This window comes from Phycicoccus sp. Root101, assembly GCF_001426245.1.
Classification (GTDB): Bacteria; Actinomycetota; Actinomycetes; order Actinomycetales; family Dermatophilaceae; genus Pedococcus.
The window spans coordinates 203,635-219,123 of sequence record NZ_LMCM01000009.1 but is presented as its reverse complement, the minus strand read 5'-3'; the positions used below and the strand labels follow the sequence as shown (position 1 = coordinate 219,123).

At 71.4% G+C, this 15,489-nt stretch carries 15 protein-coding genes and 1 pseudogene; 8 read left to right on the top strand and 8 right to left on the bottom strand.

What is annotated here, in order from left to right; translation table 11 throughout:
- Positions 1–9 precede the first annotated feature (9 nt).
- Together ASC58_RS15740 and ASC58_RS15735 are read left to right on the top strand one after the other, a co-directional pair.
- Complete coding sequence (locus ASC58_RS15740; RefSeq protein ID WP_056919973.1) at positions 10–1,059, top strand: GNAT family N-acetyltransferase; 1,050 nt, start codon at positions 10–12, stop codon at positions 1,057–1,059.
- 57 nt (positions 1,060–1,116) lie between these two features.
- Positions 1,117–3,399: an ATP-dependent DNA helicase gene (locus ASC58_RS15735; protein ID WP_056919972.1), complete on the top strand. Its 2,283-nt coding sequence runs from the start codon at positions 1,117–1,119 to the stop codon at positions 3,397–3,399.
- Between the two features lie 24 nt (positions 3,400–3,423).
- Here the strand turns inward: ASC58_RS15735 and ASC58_RS15730 are convergent, their stop codons facing one another.
- Positions 3,424–3,774 (bottom strand): hypothetical protein, encoded by a 351-nt coding sequence (locus ASC58_RS15730; RefSeq protein ID WP_056919971.1) that lies wholly within the window; start codon positions 3,772–3,774, stop codon positions 3,424–3,426.
- Between the two features lie 18 nt (positions 3,775–3,792).
- On the opposite strand from ASC58_RS15730, the gene ASC58_RS15725 reads away from it, so the two are divergent.
- The 3 genes from ASC58_RS15725 (at position 3,793) to rpsT (ending at position 5,734) form a co-directional block, all read left to right on the top strand.
- A complete protein-coding gene (locus ASC58_RS15725) occupies positions 3,793–4,272 on the top strand; it encodes an XdhC family protein (protein WP_056917677.1) in 480 nt (159 codons plus the stop codon).
- Between the two features lie 31 nt (positions 4,273–4,303).
- Entirely contained in the window at positions 4,304–5,275 is a 972-nt protein-coding gene (gene holA / locus ASC58_RS15720; protein WP_082553372.1) for a DNA polymerase III subunit delta, read from the top strand.
- Between the two features lie 198 nt (positions 5,276–5,473).
- On the top strand, positions 5,474–5,734 hold the full coding sequence (rpsT, locus tag ASC58_RS15715) for a 30S ribosomal protein S20 (protein ID WP_056917676.1): 261 nt from the start codon (positions 5,474–5,476) through the stop codon (positions 5,732–5,734).
- 125 nt (positions 5,735–5,859) lie between these two features.
- On the opposite strand, the gene ASC58_RS15710 is transcribed toward rpsT, so the two are convergent.
- The 4 genes from ASC58_RS15710 to ASC58_RS15695 form a co-directional block, all read right to left on the bottom strand.
- The gene (locus tag ASC58_RS15710) at positions 5,860–6,726 is read right to left on the bottom strand and encodes a lysozyme (RefSeq protein WP_056919970.1); all 867 of its coding nucleotides are present in this window, start codon (positions 6,724–6,726) and stop codon (positions 5,860–5,862) included.
- 215 nt (positions 6,727–6,941) lie between these two features.
- Positions 6,942–7,541 carry a type II toxin-antitoxin system PemK/MazF family toxin gene (locus tag ASC58_RS15705; RefSeq protein ID WP_056919969.1) on the bottom strand — a complete coding sequence of 200 codons (600 nt, stop codon included), beginning with the start codon at positions 7,539–7,541 and terminating at the stop codon, positions 6,942–6,944.
- Between the two features lie 30 nt (positions 7,542–7,571).
- Positions 7,572–8,561: a phosphotransferase family protein gene (locus ASC58_RS15700; RefSeq protein ID WP_056919968.1), complete on the bottom strand. Its 990-nt coding sequence runs from the start codon at positions 8,559–8,561 to the stop codon at positions 7,572–7,574.
- Positions 8,558–9,493, bottom strand: coding sequence for a M48 family metallopeptidase (locus ASC58_RS15695; protein WP_056917672.1), 936 nt, complete (start codon positions 9,491–9,493; stop codon positions 8,558–8,560). Before ASC58_RS15695 ends, ASC58_RS15700 begins: the two co-directional genes overlap by 4 nt.
- Positions 9,494–9,655: 162 nt before the next feature.
- On the opposite strand from ASC58_RS15695, the gene ASC58_RS15690 reads away from it, so the two are divergent.
- From ASC58_RS15690 to ASC58_RS15680, 3 genes are all read left to right on the top strand, one after another.
- The gene (locus ASC58_RS15690) at positions 9,656–10,900 is read left to right on the top strand and encodes an MFS transporter (protein WP_056919967.1); all 1,245 of its coding nucleotides are present in this window, start codon (positions 9,656–9,658) and stop codon (positions 10,898–10,900) included.
- Between the two features lie 104 nt (positions 10,901–11,004).
- Positions 11,005–12,846, top strand: coding sequence for a translation elongation factor 4 (lepA, locus tag ASC58_RS15685; RefSeq protein ID WP_056917671.1), 1,842 nt, complete (start codon positions 11,005–11,007; stop codon positions 12,844–12,846).
- 140 nt (positions 12,847–12,986) lie between these two features.
- Complete coding sequence (locus ASC58_RS15680; RefSeq protein ID WP_056919966.1) at positions 12,987–13,457, top strand: hotdog fold domain-containing protein; 471 nt, start codon at positions 12,987–12,989, stop codon at positions 13,455–13,457.
- A 166-nt stretch (positions 13,458–13,623) separates the two neighbouring features.
- Here the strand turns inward: ASC58_RS15680 and ASC58_RS21990 are convergent.
- The 3 genes and pseudogenes from ASC58_RS21990 to ASC58_RS15665 all read right to left on the bottom strand — a co-directional run.
- A pseudogene (locus ASC58_RS21990) lies at positions 13,624–13,788 on the bottom strand (PH domain-containing protein); the annotation flags it as partial.
- A 352-nt stretch (positions 13,789–14,140) separates the two neighbouring features.
- Positions 14,141–14,686, bottom strand: coding sequence for an NUDIX hydrolase (locus tag ASC58_RS15670; protein WP_056919964.1), 546 nt, complete (start codon positions 14,684–14,686; stop codon positions 14,141–14,143).
- On the bottom strand, positions 14,683–15,480 hold the full coding sequence (locus tag ASC58_RS15665) for a tyrosine-protein phosphatase (RefSeq protein ID WP_235529269.1): 798 nt from the start codon (positions 15,478–15,480) through the stop codon (positions 14,683–14,685). Before ASC58_RS15665 ends, ASC58_RS15670 begins: the two co-directional genes overlap by 4 nt.
- Positions 15,481–15,489 lie beyond the last annotated feature (9 nt).

Below are 15,489 nucleotides of genomic sequence, written 5' to 3'. Positions count from 1 at the left end.
GCTGGACCCATGGCCTTCGAGACGACGACGGCGCGCCTGCACCTGCGGCGCCCGACCGAGGCGGACCGCGACTTCCACTCCACCGTGCACAGCGACCCGCGCCTCTACGCGCACGCCCCGCACGTGCTCGGGACGCCCGCGACCAACGCCGCCTTCTTCGAGGCGATCCTCGCGCACTGGGCGGAGCACGGGTTCGGCTACTGGGTCGCCCAGGACCGCGACTCCGGTATGCCGTTGGGCTGGGTCGGCGTGAAGCAGCAGGACGGGTACCTCAACCTCTACTACCGGTTCGTGCCCGAGGCACAGGGACGTGGCCTGGCCCGGGAGGCAGCCCGGGCCGCCGTCGCGATGGCGACCGAGTGGCACCCGCAAGACCCGGTCCGTGCGGTCGTCAAGGACCACAACCCCGCCTCGGTCCGGACGGCCGAGTCCGCGGGACTCGTCCGCACCGGTGCCCGGATGGTGCTGGCCGACGACCTCCCGGACGAGCCCGACTCGGCGGTGTTCGAGGCGCCGCGGGTGTCCCGGCTCGAGGCGCTCGACGACGGTGTGCGGGCGGAGGTGCTGGCCCTGTGGACGGCGGTGAACGACGCCGGGGGAGCGGTCGGCTTCCTGCCCGGCGCCCCGTCCGAGCGGGTGGCGAGCGCACTGGCTGCCCACGAGGAGCAGATGGCGGCCGGCGCCGCCGTGGCCGGGGCGCTGCGTGAACCAGACGGCACGTTGGTCGGCTGGGCCTGGTGGGTGCGGACCGCCAACCCCCTCCTGCACCACGGGCGCTGGCTCTACCGCGTCATGGTGGACCCGACCCGGCAGCGCCGTGGGCTGGGCCTCTCGCTCATGGCGGGGATGCACCGGATCGCGCGCGAGGACGGCGTCGAGCTGCTCCAGCTCGGGGTGCGCAGCGGGTCGGGGGCGAGCGGGTTCTACGCTCGGTGCGGCTACACCGAGGTCGGCCGCATCCCGGGTGCGATCCGGGTGGCACCGGGCGACGACCGCGACGACGTGACCATGGCCAGGCGGGTCGACGGCCGCCCCCTCGTGCCGCACGGTGGAGCCTGACCAGGACGCTGGGAACGCCTGGCACGAGTCGTCGGTGACACGGCATACCCTGTCCGGGTGGCTTCCCTCGACGACCTCCTGCATGCTGCCGTCCAGGGAGTCGGGGGAGTCGAACGCCCCGGCCAGGTCGAGATGGCCCATGCGGTCGCGGACGCGATCGAGAAGGACGAGCACCTGCTCGTGCAGGCGGGCACCGGCACCGGGAAGTCCCTCGCCTACCTGATCCCGGCGGTGATGCACGCCCAGAAGACCGGCAAGCCCGCGGTCATCGCGACGGCCACCCTGGCGCTGCAGGCCCAGATCGTCGACCGCGACATGCCCCGCCTTGCCGAGGCCATCGCCCCGATCCTCGGTCGCCAGCCCACCTACGGCCTGGTCAAGGGCCGCCGCAACTACCTGTGCGCCCACAAGCTCGAGGGCGGCTTCCCCGACGAGGACGAGGGGCTGTTCGGGGTCGGCGAGGTGGACAAGGCCGCTTCCCGCCTCGGGCAGGAGGTCGTCCGGCTGCGCGAGTGGGCCGACACGACCGAGTCCGGCGACCGCGACGAGCTCGTCCCCGGCGTGAGTGAACGGGCCTGGCGACAGGTGTCGGTCAGCGCGCACGAGTGCATGGGCAGCAAGTGCCCCGCCCTGGCCGACTGCTTCGTCGAGCGCTCGCGGGAGGCGGCCAAGGAGTGCGACGTCATCGTCACGAACCACTCGTTCATGGCGATCGACTCCTTCGAGGGGCGGCAGATGCTGCCCGAGCACGACGTCCTCGTCGTCGACGAGGGCCACGAGCTCGTCGACCGCGTCACCTCGACGATCACCGACGAGATCACCGGCCCGATGGTGGCAGCGGCCGCCAAGCGCGCCGGTCGGATGGCCGACTCGGCCGAGACCGTCGACGACGCGGCCGACTACCTCGCCGGGGTCCTCGACGAGCTGCCCGAGGGCAAGCTCGGCGGCATACCGGACTCGCTGGCCATGGCCCTCGCCCGGGTGCGCGACACCTCACGGCAGGTGATGACCGAGCTGAAGCCCGAGAAGGGGGTGGAGGCCGACGGGGCCCGCAAGGTCGCGCAGGCCGCGATCGAGGAGGTGTTCGAGAACTCCTCCCGCATCCTCGAGGAGCGGGACCTCGACGTCGTCTGGCTCAACCGCGACCCGCGCCGCGGATCGATCCTTCGGGTGGCGCCCATGAGCGTGGCGATGTTGTTGCGCGACAAGGTCTTCGGTGACCGCACCGTCGTCATGACGTCGGCGACGCTCGAGCTCGGCGGCACGTTCGACGCGGTGGCCGGGACGATGGGCCTGCGGGGCGAGGGGGCGCCCGAGTGGCGTGGTCTCGACGTCGGCAGCCCGTTCGACTACCCCCAGCAGGCCATTGCCTACGTCGCCCAGCACCTCCCCGCGCCGGGGCGCGACGGCATCAGCGAGCAGACCCTCGACGAGATCGAGGCGCTCATCCGCGCCTCCGGCGGCAGGGCGCTCGGCCTGTTCTCGTCGATGCGCGCGGCCCGTGACGCGACCGAGGCGATGCGCGAGCGCTTCGACGGGGAGATCGGGTTCCTCTGCCAGGGCGAGGACCAGATCACCACGCTGGTGCGGCAGTTCGCCCGCGACCCGAAAACCTGCCTCTTCGGCACCCTGACGTTGTGGCAGGGCGTCGACGTCCCCGGGTCGTCGTGCCAGCTCGTCATCATCGACCGCATCCCGTTCCCGCGACCCGACGACCCGTTGTCCTCGGCGCGATCCCAGGCGATCGCGCGCATGGGTGGCAACGGGTTCATGGCCGTCTCGGCGACGCATGCCGCCCTGCGCCTCGCCCAGGGGGCCGGTCGCCTCATCCGCCGCGCCGACGACCGTGGGGTCGTCGCCTTCCTCGACTCCCGCATGATCACGGCGCGGTATGCCGGGTTCCTCCAGAAGTCGCTGCCCCCGTTCTGGCCGACGACCGACCGCGACCGGGTGCTGGCCGCCCTCAAGCGCCTCGACGAGACGGCGGCCGCACCGCTGACCGTGCACGAGCCGGCCTTGCGCGGCGTCACCGGCGCGGTCGCCGGGACGACGATGGGCCGCACGGGTGAGGACGCGGCAGAGCACCCGCGTCCGGCCGAGCCGGCACCCGATCCGCGCCCGGTCGCGCAGGACCCGCCACCCGCCGACACGTCCCGGACCGCGGTGACCCAGGGCTTCGCCTGGACGCCGGAGTCCGACGAGGAGCTGCGCGACGGGGTCGAGCTGGGCCTGGACCTCGCCGAGCTCGCCGAGAGCCTCGAGCTGCCCGAGGACGTCATCGCCGCCCGGCTCAAGGGGCTCGGCCTCGAGACCGGCGCTGCCGCGATGAAGTTCGACTGACCCGAGCACGGGCTCGGACCCGGCTCAGCGGGAGGTGCGGTCGAGGAGCTGCAGGAGGTCGTGGGCCGCGAGCTCGACGTCCTTGTGCCGCCACTCCGAGGCGCGGTACACGCAGGCGATCAGCGCGCTGCGGTGCACCCGTCGGAAGTCGCCTGCCACGAACGCGTAGCGCGCCTTCGTCTCGTCGTTCGCGCCCTCGGTGAGCCCGAGGTGCCAGGCGCCGTAGGCCTCCCAGTCGTGCTTCTCGAGGTAGGCGTTCTGGGCCTCGGCGTCGGGCTGGACGTCCCCCCAGTTGCTGTCGAGGACGTACTGCCGGGCCTCGATCAGGCGGGTCACGTGGTCGACGGCCGCGGAGTTCACCGTGTACTTCGCCATACGGGTGATACTGGCCCCATGGACGACACCCCGCACCTGCTGCTCGTCGGAGACGGACCGGTCGTCGAGGCCCTGACCGCCCTGTGCGTGCCGATGGGTTGGACCACCACGGTGTCGGCCGAGCAGGTGGCCGTAGGACCCGAGCACGATGCCGTCGTGGTCACCAGTCACCACGAAGGAGTGGACGGACCGGTCCTGCGGGACGCGCTCGCAGCCGGCACGGCATACGTGGGGGCGATGGGGTCGCGGAAGACCCAGGCGCGGCGCAGGGAGTGGTTGCTCGCCCACGACGTGTCCGAGGACTCGTTGGCGACCCTGCACGCCCCCATCGGCCTCGACATCGGCGCGCAGGCGCCGGGGGAGATCGCCGTGGCGATCCTCGCGGAGGTCGTGGCGGTACGCCGCGGCGCGGGCACGGCGGTCACGTCGGTGGCCGACCGGGACGGGGCCATCCACCCCGAGCTCGCACCCGGCGAGGCGTACTGCCCGGGCGGCTGAGGCTGTCCCCGGGCCGTGGCAGGCTGACCCCGTGACCACCACCGCGACGTCCGTGCCGCCGTTCGTGCTCATCACCGGCCCGGAGCAGGTGATCGCCGACCGCGCGCTCGCCTCGACCCTCGACGAGCTCCGCCAGGGCGACCCGGACCTCGAGGTCGTGCGTCTCTACGCCGCCACCTACGAGGCAGGCTCGCTGGGCATGCATGCGAGCCCATCGCTGTTCGGCGGGTCGAAGGCGATCGTCGTGCACGACCTCGACGAGGCCCCGGACGAGCTGCAGGAGGACCTCCTCGCCTTCCTCGCCGCCCCGGAGGCGGACGTGACGCTGGTGGTCACCCACAAGACGGGTCAGCGCGGCAAGAAGGTGCTCGACACGATCAAGAAGTCGCAGTCCCGGGTGGTCGAGGCTCCGGCCATCAAGTCCGACCGCGACAAGACCGACTTCGCGATGCACGAGTTCCGCCGGGCAGGCCGCAAGGCCACGCCCGATGCCGTGCGGGCGCTCATCGAGGCCGTGGGCAAGGACGTCCGCGAGCTCGCTGCCGCCTGCTCGCAGCTCGTCGCCGACACCACGGGAACCATCGACGACCAGCTCGTCGCCAAGTACCACGGTGGCAAGGTCGAGGCGAGCGGCTTCCGCGTCGCCGACGCCGCGGTGGCCGGCAACGCGGGGGAGGCCCTGCGCCTGCTGCGCCACGCCATCGCCACCGGCGTCGACCCCGTCCCGATCGTGGCGGTCCTCGCCCAGCAGCTGCGCCAGCTGGTCAAGGTCGGCGCCGCCGGCCGCGGGCGCTCCGCCGACGTCGCGCGCGACCTCGGTATGGCGCCGTGGCAGGTCGACAAGGCCCGCCGGGGACTGTCCGGCTGGGGTCCGGAGGGCCTGGCCGACTCGATCCAGGCCGTCGCGCTGGCGGACTTCGAGGTCAAGGGCGGCGGTCGTGACCCCGTCTACGCCGTCGAGCGCGCCATCCTCACCATCACCTCCGCGCGGAACGGCCGCTGACCTGCGGGTCCGTCGGGCCGAGGGACGTTTTGGGGGTGGAGGCTCCTCGCTGGTAGATTTACCCGTCGCGTGCGCGCATGGTCGTGTGCGCATGCAAGCACCACCCAGAGCGTCTCAACCACGGGTGCCCCACGCCCGGTCCCGAGATGCTTCTGCCGCCCTCTAACGGCAACCACCGACCAACCAAGAGAGACACACGTGGCAAACATCAAGTCCCAGCTCAAGCGGATCAAGACGAACCGCACGGCGACCGAGCGCAACAAGGCCGTCAAGAGCGAGCTCAAGACCTTCATCCGCAAGTTCCAGACGGCCGCTGCTGCGGGCGACAAGGACGCGGCAGCGGAGGCGCTCAAGGCTGCCTCGACCAAGCTCGACAAGGCCGTGAGCAAGGGCGTCATCCACGCCAACCAGGCCGCCAACAAGAAGTCGGCCATGGCGAAGAAGGCCAACTCGATCTGATCGAGTCCCTGACATCACGAAGGGGCCCGGTCACCACATGGTGACCGGGCCCCTTCGTCGTCCCTGCCGGAGTGCCCAGCCGACGGGACGACCGGCTGGGCACCCAACCGGAGCGGAGTTCCGGCTCAGCCGAGTGCCAGCCTCTGCAGGCCGGCGAGGTCGCCGTTGAAGTAGTCCTGGTCGACCGGGGTGTCGCTGTACTGCCAGAACGTGTAGTAGGACCAGCCGGCCGGGAGCGTCCCGACGGTGGTGTTGTACCGCGCGATCCACAGCGGGTTCGTCGACGCGAACTGGCTCGTGTTGCCCGTGCAGGTGCTCCACCAGCTCGTGGTCGAGTAGATGACCGCGTCCCGTCCGGTCCGTGCCTTGTAGCGCGAGGTGAAGGCGGCGATCCAGCTGTTCATCGAGGCCTGGCTCAGCCCGTAGCAGGTGGCGCCGTAGGGGTTGTACTCGATGTCGAGCACGCCCGGGAGCGTCTTCCCGTCGCCGGACCAGGCTCCGCCGTGGTCGACGAACCAGTCCGCCTGGGCCGTGCCTGAGGAGTTGTCCGGCAGGGCGAAGTGGTAGGACCCGCGGACCATCCCGACGCCGTAGGACCCGTTGTACTGCTGGGCGAAGTACGGGTTCTGGTACGTCGTGCCCTCGGTGGCCTTGATGTAGGCGAACTTCTTCCCCTGGCCCCAGTAGCTCGCCCAGTCGACGTTGCCCTGCCACTTGGACACGTCGATGCCGGGCGTCTGGGTGGCGGCCGCCAGGCTCGAGGCCCGGGCAGCCTGCTGCGCGGTGGGCTCGGTCCTGCCCGTGGAGTCCTGCGACCACCCCATGTACGCGTCACCGCCGCGCGCGATGCCGGCTCCCTTGGCGTGGTCGGTGGGCCGCGGCGTGCTGGTCGGGCTGGCCGACGACGGTGAGGCCGTGGCGGCGGTGGCCGCGACCAGCGCAGCAGCCGCGGCAGCCAGGGCGATGGCTCGGTGCCGGCGAAGACGCTTCATGGGGTTCCCCTCGGTGGCAGGTGGACGAACACCGCAAAAGGTACAAACGTCAGTGCTCCGACGGGGTCAAGGAAGCGTGAGGGGTTCCCCCGGTGCAGGTCAGGACTCGCCCAAGGTGGGCCGCGCCGGCCCCCGGGCGGCCGGGCGCGGGGTGACCGAGCCCGGGGTGACCGAGCCCGGGTGGGCGGCGAAAGGGGTTCGGCGGTGCTCCGGGCTCAGCCGAGGGCGCGCACGGCGGCGGCCACGGCGTCGAACCTGGCGCGGTCCAGGGTGGCGCCTTCGCGACGCACGGCGGCGGGGTCGACCCGGATGACGCGGTCGAGCCGCACCTCGCTGGGGCGACCGGCCCGGTCCCACGCTCCGCTGCCGATGTCCTGCCAGTGCCGACCCCGGCGTGACTCCTGGGCGGCGTCACGATCGTGGTCCTTGCTCGTGAGCATCAGGGCGAGCAGCCACCCGCCGTCACGGCCGACGAGCAGCACCGGACGGTCCTTGCCCTGGCTGTGGTCCTCCTCGTAGGGCACCCACGTCCACACGATCTCACCCGGGTCCGGTCGGCCATCGGGGTTGGCGGCATACCTCAGGTCGGGGACGCCACCGAAGTCCCCGGGGTAGGACCCGCCCGCGGCGGGGACGGTGCCTCCGCGGGCCGTGCCGCCCCCGGGCGTGCGGCGGGCGGGGGTACGACCAGTGGTGCCGCGGCCGGGGGTGCTGCTCCTGGATCCCGTGCGGCTCCGCAGCCAGCTGCGGGCGCCGTCGCCGACCGCCCGCCCGAGGATCTGTGCCAGCTGTTCGCCGAGCCCGCGTCGTGCCATGGCCGTCACGCTACCGGGACGGGCGCTCGGTCAGCCCGCCCAGCCGCGCCGCTGCGCGAGCAAGTCGAGGCACAGCCGCCCCAGCAACCGCTGGTGGTCGCGGATCGCGTTGAGGGTGGCGGGTGGGGCAGGGTTCCCGGCGTGGCTCAGGAGGTATCCGGCCAGCACGGCCAGGAACGCGTCGATGGCCTCGGGTTCGGTGTCCTGGGTGAGCGGTGATTCCCGGCAGAGCCGGTCCACGTCGATGCCGTCCCTGGCCATCAGCGGCCAGAGGCTCACGAAGTCGGTCCACGCGGGACCGCGCGTGACCCAGTTCCAGTCGACGATGCGCACCTGCCCTGCGGTGTCCAGCAGCAGGTTGTCGGGACGCAGGTCGCAGTGGACGAGCCGGTCGCCCTCGAGCAGCCGGCGGGCGAGGTGCCCGAGCCGGGCCACCTCGCGCATCAGCTCGGGCCGAACCGGCGGCACGGACTCGGGCCAGTCCCGCCTGCCGGCGGCGAGCTCGTCGAGCGTGGTGAGGGCCACCTCGTCACCTCCGACGTCGGCGGCCAGGGACGACGGGGTGAGGGCGGCGACGTCCTCGGGCGGGACGGCGGCCAGGCGCAGGCAGGCGTCGTGGACGACGTCGACCTCGGCGTCGGTCCAGGGCACGCCCGGCATCCGCCCGTCGATGGCCTCGACGACCACGACCTGCCAGTCCTCCAGACCGGCAGCACCGACGAGGGCCGGTGCGGTCAGACGTCCCTCGAAGCGTTCGAGCCGGCCCAGCACCAGGGCCTCCTGCGGGATGGCCACACGCGCGTGCGGTGCCGCCGGCCCGGCCGCCTTGGCGAACACCCGTCGGCCGTCGGCGAGGTCGAGCAGGGCGGCGAACGCCCCGGTGAAGCCCGAGGTCACACTGGGCCGCGCCGACGCGACCGGTGACCCGGCCACCTCGGCGAGCAGGGCCCGGACGTCTGCGGGGAGGTCGGCGAACTGGGGGCGACGGGAGGTGTGCAGGTAGTCGACCTCCACCGTCACGCGTTGCTCCTCGGGCGCCACAGCAGCCGACCCGGGCGACGGCGGTCCCGCAACGCGTGCGAGCGCCAGACGAGGACGGGGTGGCTGGCCAGGGCGTTGACCAGCCAGACGAAGAAGCCCTTCTCCGTGGTCGCGCGGTCGGCGAAGGCGTTCACGTCGACGGTGCGGTTGAGGTACTTGCCGGCGGCGAGGGTCGACATCGCACCGGCGCTGCCCTGCGGCACGAGGGAGTAGCCGAAGTTGTCCGCGGTGTACTCCTGGCTGCGGCTCAGCGTCGACCCGAGGAACGGCACCCACTGCGCGCCGCTGATCGCGACGACCCGCCAGTAGCTGGTGTGACCTGCGGCGATGTGGCCGACCTCGTGGCCGATGATGAAGCGCAAGGCGTCGGGCTGCCGGGCCTCGCCACCGATCTCGAACAGGTCGCTGTACAGGAAGATGAACCGCTTGAACCCGTGTCCCGAGGCCGCGGCGTTGATCATGCCGTTGCCCAGCACGACGTAGGCGTCCGGGACCTTTGGCAGGCCGTAGTGGGCGCAGGCGTCGAGGAGCATTCGGTGCGCCTCGGGGTACTGGGTCTCACTGATCTTCACGCCGGTCAGCCGCTGCTGGGCGTAGAGCTGGCCACGGAGGAAGTAGACGAGGACCGGCGCGGCGAGGAGGAGCACGGCATACGGGTCGGGGCTCCGGCGGTCGATGATCGCCGAGGAGATCTCGTAGGCGCAGAACGACCAGACGACGACCGAACCGATGATGACCAGCACCAGGCAGAGGTTCTCCAGCGGGTGGCGCAGGTGGGAGCGCACCCGACGGCGGAACCCCGGGGGAGCGAACGGTCCCGCTGGGCCGGTGGGACCGGCGGGTGACCCGAACTGGTCCAGCGGGTGCGGCTGGCTCGGCTGCGGCTGTGGTGCGTGGGTCTGCTCGGCCATGGTCCCCTCGATGTGTGGTCGGCGTCGGGGTCGATGCTATGTCTCGACCGCTGACGGCTCGCGTCGAGGCGGGTACAGGTCGTGGGACAGTCGGGGAATGCACCACGACGCACGATCCGTTGCACCGCTGTGACCGAGTCCGCTCCGCCCGCGCCCGCTGCAATGCCCACCGAGCCGAGCGACCCGGTGGGTCCCGCCGTCCGCTCGAGCCACACCAACCTGGCGCTGCTCGCGCTCGCCATCGGCGGGTTCGCCATCGGGACGACCGAGTTCGTCACGATGGGTCTTCTCCCCGAGGTCGCCGACGGGGTGGGCATCTCCATCCCGACGGCCGGTCACGTCGTCTCCGCGTATGCCGCCGGCGTGGTCGTCGGCGCCCCGGTCCTGGCGACCCTGGGCTCGAAGATGCCGCGCAAGCGCCTGCTGCTCTGGCTGATGGGCGGCTTCGCCGTCGCGAACGGCCTGTCCGCGCTTGCCAGCAGCTACGGCCTCCTCATGGGGGCGCGGTTCCTCTCCGGCCTGCCGCACGGCGCCTACTTCGGCGTGGGTTCGCTCGTGGCCGCCTCGCTGGTGCCTGCGCACCGCCGCACGTGGGCGGTCTCGATGATGATCACCGGACTCACCGTGGCCAACATCGTGGGGGTCCCGCTCACCACCCGCCTCGGCCAGTCCTACGGCTGGCAGTGGCCGTATGCCGCGGTGTCCGTCCTCGCGGCCGTCACCGTGCTCGCGGTCTGGCGCTGGGTGCCCTTCTGCCCACCCGACGGGGGAGCGACGATGCGCTCGGAGTTCTCCGCCCTGCGTCGGCCCCAGGTGTGGTTCGCGCTCGCCATCGGCACGGTCGGCTTCGGGGGCATGTTCGCCACGTTCTCCTACATCGCGCCGACGATGACCGAGCTGGGTGGCTTCAGCAAGGGGGCGATCCCCCTCATCCTCGCCGTCTACGGCGTGGGGATGACCGCCGGGGCGGTGGCCTCGGGGCCGGTCTCGAAGCTGGGGCTGCTGCGCGGGATCTGCGTCCTCATGTGGACGATCGCCGTGATGCTGGCGCTCTTCGGTCCTGCCGTCCACCAGGCCAAGTGGCTGGCCATCGTCGCCGTCTTCATGCTCGGCCTGCTGCCGAGCGCGCTGGTGCCGATGCTGCAGACCCGGCTCATGGACGTCGCGCACGAGGGACAGTCCCTCGCGGCGGCGCTCAACCACTCCACGCTCAACCTGGCCAACGCGCTCGGCGCCTGGCTCGGCTCGATCGTGCTGTCCGCGGGCCTGGGGTACGAATGGCCCTCGAGGGTCGGCGCCATACTCGCCGTGCTGGGGGTGGGGATCGCGCTGGCCTCAGGGCTGGCGCAACGGCGCACGACCCGACGCTCGCGCGGCGACGTCTCGTCGGCGGTGGCGACCGCCTGACCTCGGGGACCGCGCACGTCGCGTCACGGACAGTGGCGCGGTCGTGGGAGGATGAACCGTTCCCCGCCGTCCCACCCGTGAGGTCGAGTACACCCGTGTCCCCGATGGCCCGCACCGCGCTGCAGCCGCACGCAACGCCGCCGGACCTGATCCGGAACTTCAGCATCATCGCCCACATCGACCACGGCAAGTCGACCCTGGCCGACCGGATGCTGCAGGTCACCGGGGTCGTGGACGGCCGGGCGATGCGCGCACAGTACCTCGACAAGATGGACATCGAGCGCGAGCGCGGCATCACCATCAAGAGCCAGGCCGTGCGCATGCCGTGGGAGCTCGACGGGATCACGTACGCGCTGAACATGATCGACACCCCCGGGCACGTCGACTTCACCTACGAGGTCTCGCGCTCGCTGGCGGCCTGTGAAGGCGCCGTCCTGCTCGTCGACGCCGCCCAGGGCATCGAGGCGCAGACGTTGGCGAACCTCTACCTCGCCATGGAGAACGACCTCACGATCATCCCGGTCCTCAACAAGATCGACCTGCCTGCGGCCCAGCCTGAGAAGTTCGCCGAGGAGCTGGCCGGCCTGATCGGCTGCGAGCCCGAGGACTGCCTGCGGGTGTCCGGCAAGACCGGTGAGGGCGTCGAGCCGCTGCTCAACCAGATCGTGCGGCAGCTGCCGCCCCCGGTCGGTGACCCGGACGCCCCGGCCCGCGCGATGATCTTCGACTCCGTCTACGACACCTACCGCGGCGTGGTGACCTACGTCCGCGTGATCGACGGCAACCTCAACCCGCGCGAGAAGATCGCGATGATGTCGACCCGTGCGACGCACGAGCTGCTCGAGATCGGCGTGAGCTCGCCCGAGCCCACACCGGCCAAGGGCCTGGGCGTCGGCGAGGTGGGTTACCTCATCACCGGCGTGAAGGACGTGCGCCAGTCCAAGGTCGGCGACACCGTCACCAACGCGGCCAAGCCGGCCAAGGAGGCCCTCGGCGGCTACCGCGACCCCAAGCCGATGGTGTTCTCGGGGCTGTACCCGATCGACGGCTCGGACTACCCCGACCTGCGCGACGCGCTCGACAAGCTCAAGCTCAACGACGCGGCCCTGGTCTACGAACCGGAGACGTCCGCAGCCCTCGGGTTCGGTTTCCGCATCGGGTTCCTCGGGATGCTCCACCTCGAGATCGTCCGCGAGCGCCTCGAGCGCGAGTTCGACCTCGACCTCATCTCGACCCTGCCCAACGTCGTCTACGACGTGACGATGGACGACGGCAAGGTCCTGACGGTCACCAACCCGAGCGAGTACCCCTACGGCAAGGTCTCCTCGGTCACCGAGCCGGTCGTCCGCGCGACGATCCTCGTGCCCAGCGAGTTCATCGGTGCGGTCATGGAGCTGTGCCAGCAGAAGCGCGGCAGCCTCCGCGGCATGGACTACCTGTCCGAGGAGCGCGTGGAGATGCGCTACACGCTGCCCCTGGCGGAGATCGTGTTCGACTTCTTCGACCAGCTGAAGTCCCGGACCCGCGGCTACGCCTCGCTCGACTACGAACCCGACGGCGACCAGGTGGCCGACCTGGTCAAGGTCGACATCCTGCTGCAGGGCGAGACGGTGGACGCGTTCTCCTCGATCGTCCACAAGGACAAGGCCTACGCGTATGGCGTGATGATGGCCAGCAAGCTCAAGGACCTCATCCCGCGCCAGCAGTTCGAGGTGCCGATCCAGGCCGCCATCGGGGCGCGCATCATCGCCCGCGAGAACATCCGCGCCATCCGCAAGGACGTGCTCGCCAAGTGCTACGGCGGCGACATCAGCCGCAAGCGCAAGCTGCTCGAGAAGCAGAAGGCCGGCAAGAAGCGCATGAAGAACATCGGTTCCGTCGAGGTCCCGCCCGAGGCCTTCATCGCAGCCCTGTCCAACGACGAGCCGGGCGCGACCAAGAAGTAGCCCCCCTCCTCTCCCGCTTTGGGCGCCCAGACGGTCGGCTCAAGTTTTGGGTGCCCAGACGGTCGGATTTCCGACCGTCTGGGCACCCAAAGCGGAGGTGCGGCAGCCTCCCGGTGGTTACCGGTGGGTAATATCGCGCCATGGTCGACACCTACGCGCTCTACCGACGCCTGTCGCGACTGCCTCACGGTCGCACCGTGTTCTCGCTCGTCTTCGAGCAGGCGGCGCCGTACTTCCGCACCGCGCGCCCGCGTTTCGTCGAGCTCGGGCCGAACCGCGCCGAGCTGACGATCCGCAAGCGGCGACGGGTGCAGAACCACCTCGGGACCGTTCACGTCATCGCGATCTGCAACGGGCTCGAGGCAGCGATGGGTGCGCTGGCCGAGGCGACGATCCCGGCGCACCGGCGCTGGATCCCTCGCGGGATGGAGGTCGACTACGCAGCCAAGGCGACGACCGACATCACGTGCGTGGCCACCACCGACCCGGCCGACTGGGCGCGGACCGGTGACGTCGACGTGCCCGTGCACGTGGTTGCCACCCGTGCCGACGGCACCGCCGTGGTCGAGGGCACCATCCGACTCTGGGTGACCGACAAGCCCGCCCGCTGAGCGCAGGAGACGGGCTTGCGGTCGCCGACCTCCCCGGTGGCGCCGGCCGAGGTCCTCGGCCGGCGGCTCGACGCCCCCGTGACCGTGCGTCCCGGGGGACGCCGCGGGACGCCGCGTAGTCGCTGAACTCGGCACGGCGGGATCCGGGGAGGTCCAGGGCGACTGGCTCACCGTGCTGGGTGATGACCCCGACGACGTCATCCCACGTCCACCGACCCGCCTCGGCCACGGCGGCGATGTCTTCCCACGGCAACACGCGCCACCTCAGCCACCGCCTGGTCCGGATTCCCTCGGGGGAGACGACGGTTCGGTTCCACCACCGCAGGACCATCGGTAGGCCGAAGAGCACTCCGGTGAGCAGCGCCCCCCAGTCGAGGTCGGTCACGGCCACCAGCACGACACCAACGCCGATCATGGACAGCGGTGCGACCACGGCCGTCCACACGAGGGCCGGCGGTCGGTGCATGCCCTCGATCTCGGTACCCGCGCGGTCGTTCGCCATCCGTTTCTCCCCGTCGATCCGGACCCTGATCGTGGCCCCGCCAGCGAACGTGGCCAGAGTACGGCTCGTCGCGGGCAAAGGGGCCCTGACCTTGTCCGGGTGACGTGGGTATGGAGCGCAGATGCGGCCTGACTCGCCCGTGCTTCGCGGAGGTGCGCAACCGGCGCCGGACCGTGGCCGGTCAGACGGGGACTGTCGACTCCTCGACGGTGCCGAGGTCGCGCGGTGGAGTCGTGGCACCGGAGGCGAAGTCGTCCGCCAGCGACCAGAGCTCGAGCACGGTGCGCGGCCAGACCTCTTCGTCGGTGGCCTCGAGCTCGGCCCGGCTCCACCACCGGTGGTCGGTCATCGTCAGCAGCTCCTGCTCGGTGTGCCCGGCGGTGCTCACCTCGAAGGCGGGCACCCGGACGTACCAGAACGCCTCGTCCTGGGTCGTCACCACGTCGCTGTAGCCGTGGACGACGACCCGGGTGGCCAACGGACCGACCAGGTCCTGCGCCGGGACCTGCACGCCGGTCTCCTCGAACACCTCGCGCAGCGCAGCCTCGACATCCGACTCGTCGGGCTCGACGCCGCCGCCGGGGGTGATCCACCAGCGGGGCACGGGCGCCATACCGGGGTCGCTGTCGCGGAAGAGCAGCAGGCGGTCACGGTCGTCGACGAGGAGCACGCGCATGGCGCGCCGTCGCCCGCGCGGGCGACGGTCTGCGTCGTCGGCGGAGGTCATGCGCGCAGGTGGCCGCGGAGCGCCTCGACCTGGTCGACGCTCCAGCCCTGCTCCTGCAGCCAACCACCCGCGCCACCGTGGCGCTCGCGGAGCACCGTGAGGATGCGGGTCATCGTCTCGGGCTTGGGGCGGTGGTGGTCCATCGGCTGGTCCTTGAGCACCTCGCCGTACGCGGGTCTCGCCATGAGCCGGCCCACGATCTGCTCGATGCGTTCACCGGTCGCGACGTAGTCGGCGACGACGTCCTCGTCGGAGACGCCGGCGACCGACAGGGCCAGGCCCACGACGGTGCCGGTGCGGTCCTTGCCGGCCGCGCAGTGCACGACCGTGGCTCCCTGCGCTAGGGAGATGACCTCCAGGGCTCCGAGGATCGAGTCCGGCCGGTCGACGAGGTAGCCGAGGTAGTGGCTGGCCCAGTAGTCGTCATCGAGCCGGGGACGGGCGTCGGCCTCCTTCTGGTTCTTCTTCGACCACGGCACGACCAGGGCGTCCCCGGCGGTGATCTCGCGCTCGTCGTCGCGGAAGAGGGAGTACCGGTGGTGCGTCGCCAGTCCGCGCACCTGCAGTGGTGCCGGGCCCTCGATGTGGACCTCGACGTTGCTGCGCAGGTCGACGATGTCGCTGACCCCGACGACCTCGACGAGGTGGTCGATGTCGGCGTCGCTGAGGTCCTGCAGGTTGTCCGAACGCAACAGCCGTCCAGTGGCGACGGTGCCTCGGTCGGTGGTGGGCAGCCCGCCCACGTCACGCATGTTGACGACACCGTCGAGGTCGATCCAGCGGGAGGTGCTCACCCTTGGACC